Source organism: Streptomyces sp. MBT53 (assembly GCF_016654115.1).
In the GTDB taxonomy this organism is placed as follows: domain Bacteria; phylum Actinomycetota; class Actinomycetes; order Streptomycetales; family Streptomycetaceae; genus Streptomyces.
The window spans coordinates 1-7200 of record NZ_JAEQAZ010000362.1; the positions used below are offsets into that span (position 1 = coordinate 1).

The window sequence follows — 7200 nt, forward strand, 5'->3', positions numbered from 1 at the left end:
TCAGGGTTGGCCGCTGAGCCGACGCGAGGGACCGGCACGCCCCGGCGGCCCCACGGCAAGAACTCACTCGCAGGCCCAGTACACCCCCCGCTAGCGTGCAGTACATGACCACGAACGGCAGCGAAACCCCCCAGGCCCCAGACTCCGGCGCCAACCCCCGTTTCGCCGAAGCGGTAAGGGAGTTGGGACTCGGGGACCTCCTCACCGGCATCCGCCGCTTCCCGGACGCGACCCGCACCGCCGCAGAGGCCGCCGCCGCGATCGGCTGCGAGCTGAGCGAGATCTGCAAGTCCCTGATCTTCGCGGCGGACGGCGTACACGTACTGGTGCTGATGGACGGAGCCTCACGCGTCGACCTGGAACGGGTCCGTGACGAACTCGGCGCCGAGAAAGTAACCCGGGCCAAGGCAGACGTCGTACGCGAGACGACCGGCTACGCCATCGGAGGCGTCCCGCCCTTCGGACACCGTACGAAAACCCGCGTACTCGCCGATCGTTCACTGCTCGCGCACGACGTCGTGTGGGCCGCCGCAGGCAACCCGCACGCCGTGTTTCCCATGGAACCCAAGGAACTCGTCGCGTACGCCGGTGCCACCTTGGTGGACGTGCGCGAGCAGACCCCGTGACCCCACTGGTCGCAGCCGCCGTCCTGCTCGCCGCCGTCACCCACGCCTGCTGGAACGCCCTCGCGCACCAGATCACCGACAAACTGCTGGGCTTCACGCTCATCACAGGCGGCGGGACGCTCATCGGACTCGCCCTCGTACCGTTCACGGCCATCCCAAAGGCCGCCGCGTGGCCCTACCTATTGACCTCCGCCCTCATCCATCTCGCCTACACACTCCTCCTGATGAAGTCGTTCAGGCTCGGAGACTTCGGTCAGGCCTACCCGATCGCGCGCGGCACCGCACCCCTCGTCGTCACCGCCTTCGCCGCCGTCTTCGCGCACGAGGTGCCCGACGGCTGGGCGGCGGCCGGCATCGCACTCTCGTGCACGGGCCTGACCGGCGTCGCACTGTGGGGGATGCGCGGACGGCGGCCCAACTGGGCGGCGATCGGTGCCGCGTTGGCGACGGGGCTGTCGATCGCCGCGTACACCGTCGTGGACGGACTCGGGGTACGCGCCTCGGGATCGTCACTCGGCTACATCGCCTGGCTGATGGCGGCGGAGGGCTGGATGATCCCGGCCTACACGCTCTACCTCCGACGCGGTCAACTCCTCACGCAGCTACGCCCGTTCGCCGCCGTAGGCTTCCTCGGCGCCGCCCTGTCCGTGCTGGCGTACGGACTCGTCCTCTGGGCCCAGACCCGCGCGGAACTCGCCCCCATCGCCGCCCTGCGCGAGTCGTCGATCATCGTCGGCGCGGCCATCGGAGCGGTCTTCTTCAAGGAGCGGTTCGGGGCGCCCCGGATCGCCGCCGCCGTGCTGCTGGTGGCCGGGATCGGGCTGATGCTGCGCGCGGGTTGACCGTTCGGGCTGACCGTTCGGGTTGACCGTTCCTTCACCCGGCTTGCCGACGACTTGACGATCCGTTCCATGGGCGTTCAGACGGCCGCCTGTGTGTGTGATGTGTGGTGCCCCTAGGTTCCCTGAGGATTCAGGAGAGAAGGGGCTCATGGAGACACTCCACGCGGTCCGGGCGGGCGCGATCACCAAGTGCTTCGGCGAGGTCGTCGCGCTCGACGCCGTAGATCTGGATGTGACGCAGGGCCAGATCCATGGTCTGGTCGGGCCGAACGGCGCGGGCAAGACCACCTTGCTCGGTCTGCTGCTGGGGCTGGCCGTCGCCGACAGCGGGCGCCTGGAGATCCTCGGCCGGCAGGTCGGACGGGCGTTCGCCGCCCCCGACGGCGTGGCCGGTTTCGTGGACGGCCCCGGCCTCTACCCCTCCCTCACCGCCCGGCAGAACCTCGCCGCGCTGGCCGCACTGCGCGGCGGCGACGCACGGACGTCGGGCATCGACGACGTACTCGACCAGGTCGGCCTCACCGATGTCGCCGACGACCGGACCCGAGGCTTCTCACTCGGCATGCGCCAACGGCTCGGCCTCGCCGCCGCACTGCTCACCAGACCCCGGCTGCTCGTGCTCGACGAACCGTCCAACGGCCTTGATCCGGCGGGCAAGAGACATGTGCACAGGGTGCTCAGCAGACTCGCCGCCGACGGAACAGCCGTGGTGCTCTCCAGCCACCGCATGGACGACCTGGAGGCGCTGTGCTCGGAGGTCACCATCCTCGCCACCGGACGGGTGGTGTTCTCCGGCCCGTTGAGCAAACTCGCCGCCGAGAGCCGTGAACTCGACTACAGATTGCGGACGTCCGACGCACAGGCCGCGCGCGTGCTCGCCGCAGACACAGCCGGCATCCACATCGTCGACGACGCGGGCATACGACAGGACACCGAAGTACTCATCGTCCGCGCGCTCACCCCCGCCCTCGACGAACTGGTGGCGGGACTCGTCCGGTCGGGCGTCGCGGTCCGCGAACTCGCCCCCGTGGTATCGCCGTTGGAGGCCGCGTTCCTCGCGCTCACCGATCAGGAGACGGGCCGATGACCACCGCAACCGCGACCGCAGTTGCCGAACACACCGCCGCGGCCCCCCGCGTCTCCGTGGCCTGCGGCTACCGCTTCGAACTCGTCAAGCTCGTCTCGCAATGGCGGATCCGACTGCTGGTCCTCGCCTGTTGGATCGCTCCCGCGCTCTTCGTAGCCGGAGTGAGCGGACAGAGCACCCTCCCCTCCGACACCCTCTTCGGCCGCTGGATGCACGCCACGGGATGGGCCGGACCGCTGGTCATGCTGGGTTTCGCGGGCAGTTGGGCTCTCCCCCTCCTCACCTCGCTCGTCGCGGGCGACGTGTTCGCGGCGGAGGACCGGCTCGGCACCTGGCGGCATCTGCTGGTGGCGGTCCGTTCGCCCGCGCGGATCTTCGCGGCGAAGGCGCTGGCCAGCGTCACCGTCATCCTGGCATTGGTGGCGGGACTGGTCGTCTCCAGCACGGTCGGCGGCCTCCTGGCCGTGGGCAACCAGCCACTGGTCGGCCTCGACGGCCACCTGCTGTCGCCCGGGGACGCGGCCGGCCGGGTCCTGCTCGCCTGGCTCTCCGCCCTCGCCCCGACGCTCGCCCTCGCCGCGATCGGCCTCCTCGGCTCGGTCGCGCTGGGCCGGTCCTCGATGGGACTGCTGTTGCCCGTCCTCGTCGCCCTCGCGATGCAGGTCGCCCAGATGCTGCCGCTGCCCGTCGCCGTGCGCCTCGCCCTCCCCGGCTACGCCTTCATCGCCTGGAACGGCCTGTTCACCAGCCCGGCCCAGCTCACCCCGTCTTCGCCCATCTCCTCTTCGTACGGCGGGACTTCACCAACCCGGCCTACGACGGCTCCGGGCGCCGCGCGTTCACCTTCGGCGTGCTGCCGCTGGCCGCGCTGACCGCCGTCACCGTGGGGGCGGTCGCCGTGGCGACACCGTCGACGGGCTCGGGGATCGAGCAGGAGAAGGTGCAGAAGTCCCTCGCCACCGTCTTCGGCCATCTCTACCGCCAACAGACCCAGCAACTGCACCGGCCCGCCGTCACCGAGGCCCAGCTCCGGACCTCGGCGGCCTGTACCAAGAGCGACGGCCAGGCCGCCCAGGAGGGCGCGGGCAACGACTGGCGCTGCGTCGTGAGCTGGCATCTCCCCGGGGTCGCGGTCACGGGGTCGGCGATCTACCAGCTCGACATCACCTCGGACGGGCGGTTCGTGGCGGACGGCGACGGTCCCAAGGAAGTCAACGGCTACTTCCTGGTGCGGACTTCGACCGGTGACGCCCCGAATCCGCTGTGGCAGTTCGACGGCAACGTCGAGCTGCTCGACACCCAGTGAAGGGAACAGTTCCGTGCAGGTAATCCGCCAGCGTCGGATCAGTGAGAAGAAACAGGTCAACCTCTTCGGCAGACACGTCGGCCGCCGGGCACTGCTGGTGACGACGGGTATCGCCGTCGCCCTCGGTGTCACGGGCACGGCGGTCGCCTCGACATACCAGTTCGGCACCCAGCAGGTCGGCCAGACCACGGCCAACGGCCAGGTCATCTCCAGCGACCAGTACATCAAGCCGTACGGCAGCCGCACCGTCATCAACGACGGCAAGATCATGTCGTCCACGGTCAGCCCGGACGGCACCCACTTCGCCGCCTCGATCGCCGACGGCGACGCCTCGTTGGTGGTCATGGACCTGGCCACCGGGCAGATCAAGCAGAAGATCGGCACCAGCACGGCGGACGACCTGCGCATCAGCAGCGGCGCGGTCGGCCAGGAGGGCCCGACCTACTCGCCGGACGGCAAGCAGCTGTGGCTCGGCCAGGCAGGCGGCTACACCAAGTTCACCGTCAACGCCGACGGCACCCTCGCGAGCCCCACCGCCGTCCCGATCCCGGCCGACGGCGCCAAGCAGGCACTGGTCGGCGCGGCCGTCTTCTCCCCCGACGGCTCCACCGTCTACTCGGCGGTCAACGGCCAGAACAAGGTGGTCGCCATCGACGCGGCGACCGGAACCATCAACCAAACCTGGTCAGTTGGCACCGCCCCGCGCGGAATCGCCCTGGTCGGCGGCACGTTGTACGTCAGCAACGAGGGCGGGCGCCCGGCGAAGCCCGGCGACACCACCATCAACTCCTACGGCACCGACGTCCCGGCGAACCCGAAGACGGGCGCCAGCACCACCGGCACGGTCAGCGTCATCGACACCGCGGACCCGTCCGCCGCCGTGGGCACCATCGCCGTAGGACTGCACCCGACCGCCGTGTACGCCAAGAAGGGCGCGGTGTTCGTCACCAACACCGCCGACAACAGCGTGTCGGTCATCGACACCCGCAAGGGCAAGGTCGTCCAGACGATCGCCACCCAGCCGTGGCCGGAGGCGTCCGTCGGCTACGAGCCGAACGCGGTGACGCTCACCGACGACGGCCGGCTGCTGGTCACGCTCGGCCGCGCCAACGCGGTCGCCGTCTACCGCTACAACTCCCCGCAGCAGCCCGCCCGTTACGTCGGCCTGCTCCCCACCGACTACTTCCCCTCGGGCATCACGGCCGACGGCAAGCAGGTCGTGGTCGCCAACACCCGGGGCGTGGACGCGCTCCGCCCCGACGCCGCCGGCCACAACACGCACGACACGACGTCGAGCCTCACGCAGTTCACGCTGCCCAGCGACCAGACCGTCAGGTCCCAGACGGCCAAGGTCTTCAAGCAGAACGGCTGGACGCCCGGCTCGGTCACCACGACCAAGGGCAAGAGCCGCGCGAAGGCGATCCCGGTTCCCGCCCGCCTCGGCGACCCCTCGACGATCAAGCACGTCTTCCTGCTCGTCAAGGAGAACCGCACCTACGACCAGGTCTTCGGCGACCTCCCGCAGGGCGACGGCAACGCCTCGCTCACCCAGTTCGGCGAGAACGTGACGCCCAACCAGCACGCGCTGGCCGAGCAGTTCGGGCTCTACGACAACTTCTACGACATCGGCACCAACTCCGCCGAGGGCCACAACTGGCTGATGCAGTCGGACAACCCGGAGTACACCGAGTCCTCGGCCGGCGAGTACACGCGCAGCTACGACACCGAGAACGACGTCCTGGGCCACCAGAAGTCCGGGTTCATCTGGACCGGCGCGCAGGCGGCCGGCAAGTCGGTCAAGGACTTCGGCGAGTTCCAGTCGCTGGAGACGAAACCCTCCGGCGCGACCTGGCAGAACCTGTACTGCGACAGCAAGAACATGGCCGCCACCGGCGCCCAGACCGCCTACCCCATCAAGACGGGTTCGGCGATCCCCTCCCTCAACGACGTGTCGGTGCAGGGCTTCCCGCTGTTCGACCTCGACGTCCCGGACATCTACAAAGAGCAGATCTGGCAGCAGGACTTCGACAAGAGCGGTCCCGCGAACCTGAACATGTTCTGGTTCTCCAACGACCACACCGGCGGCCCGGCCAACGCCGCCGCCGAGGTCGCCGACAACGACCTCGCGGTCGGCCGCATGGTCGACAAGATCACGCACAGCAAGTACTGGAAGGACTCGGCGATCTTCGTCGTGGAGGACGACTCCCAGGCAGGCCTCGACCACGTCGACGGCCACCGCGCCCCGGTCCAGGTGATCAGCCCCTACGCCAACCACGCCACGGTCGACGCCCACTACTACTCACAGATCACCATGGTCCGCACGATCGAGCAGATCCTCGGCATCCACCCGATGAACCAGCTCGACAGCGCGGCCACCCCCATGTACGGCGCCTTCACGAACAAGCCCGACAACACCCCGTTCACGGCGGTCCCGAACCGCACCTCGCTCACCCTGGGCGTGAGCCCCCAGCCGTCCTGCGGCTCGGACACCCCGGCGGCCCAGGACAAGAACGCCCTGGCCGCACCGACAACGGTCGCGGTCCCCCCGGCCGAGAAAACACTCGCGGCGGAGTGGAAGACCTGGGCGTCCCACCAGCGCCTCACGGGCCCCCACGCGGTCCCCGACTACGCCAACCCCACCCAGATGAACCGCTACACCTGGTACCAGACCCACAACTGGACCAAGCCCTACCCCGGCGACAAAAAGCTCTACACGCCGGACGAGGTCCCAGGCGCGTACCTCCCGTCGCCGGAGTCCGACGGCTGAGCGGAGCCCCGGCCCGTCAACGGTCCCTGACCGGCGTCACCGCCGGTCAGGGGCGTACCGCCACCGCGTCCACCTCGAACAGCATCCCGGGCAGCGCGAGCGAGGCGACCCCGCTCAGCGTCTGGGCCGGCAGCCGGTCACCGAAGTGCGCGTGCAGCGCCTTGCCCAGGGTCTCCAGCTTGACGAGGTCGTGCTCGACGACGAACGTCCCCAGCCGCACCACGTGCTCGAACCCGAGCCCCACTCCCTCCAGCGCCGACCGGAGTCGCGCAAAGGCCACGTCCACCTGAGCCGCGAAGTCCCCCACCACAGGCGCACCCGTCTCGTCGGACGCGTACTGCCCGCCGATAAAGACAAGTTCACCGGGCGCCGACACGGCATGGCTGTACCCGAAGGGGGTGGGGTCGTGAAGCGCGGGCGGGTTGGTGATCGTGCGGGCGTCAGCGCTGTCGTTCTTGGGCGTCATGGACGGGCAACCTCCTGAGCACTCCGCCCATTCCGTTAAAACGGCCCGAAGGGCCAGTTTTAGGGGCGCGGGGAACTGCGCGCCCAGCCCCAACGGCGCAGCACCC

Annotated in this window: 5 protein-coding genes and 1 pseudogene; 5 read left to right on the top strand and 1 reads right to left on the bottom strand. The window is 69.5% G+C overall.

Annotation, left to right across the window (positions count from 1 at the left end; all coding sequences use genetic code 11):
- Window positions 1-104: 104 nt before the first annotated feature.
- From JHN45_RS50850 to JHN45_RS50870, 5 genes and pseudogenes are all read left to right on the top strand, one after another.
- Window positions 105-626, top strand: coding sequence for a YbaK/EbsC family protein (locus JHN45_RS50850; protein WP_201056267.1), 522 nt, complete (start codon window positions 105-107; stop codon window positions 624-626).
- A complete protein-coding gene (locus JHN45_RS50855; RefSeq protein WP_201056268.1) occupies window positions 623-1468 on the top strand; it encodes a DMT family transporter in 846 nt (281 codons plus the stop codon). Before JHN45_RS50850 ends, JHN45_RS50855 begins: the two co-directional genes overlap by 4 nt.
- Window positions 1469-1616: 148 nt before the next feature.
- Window positions 1617-2555 carry an ABC transporter ATP-binding protein gene (locus tag JHN45_RS50860; RefSeq protein ID WP_201056269.1) on the top strand — a complete coding sequence of 313 codons (939 nt, stop codon included), beginning with the start codon at window positions 1617-1619 and terminating at the stop codon, window positions 2553-2555.
- Window positions 2552-3861 (top strand): annotated as a pseudogene (locus JHN45_RS50865) (ABC transporter permease). Before JHN45_RS50860 ends, JHN45_RS50865 begins: the two are co-directional and overlap by 4 nt.
- A 13-nt stretch (window positions 3862-3874) precedes the next feature.
- Window positions 3875-6628 carry a bifunctional YncE family protein/alkaline phosphatase family protein gene (locus JHN45_RS50870; RefSeq protein WP_201056270.1) on the top strand — a complete coding sequence of 918 codons (2754 nt, stop codon included), beginning with the start codon at window positions 3875-3877 and terminating at the stop codon, window positions 6626-6628.
- A 46-nt stretch (window positions 6629-6674) separates the two neighbouring features.
- Here JHN45_RS50870 and JHN45_RS50875 read toward each other — a convergent pair whose 3' ends face one another.
- A complete protein-coding gene (locus JHN45_RS50875) occupies window positions 6675-7094 on the bottom strand; it encodes a RidA family protein (RefSeq protein ID WP_201056271.1) in 420 nt (139 codons plus the stop codon).
- Between the last annotated feature and the right edge of the window lie 106 nt (window positions 7095-7200).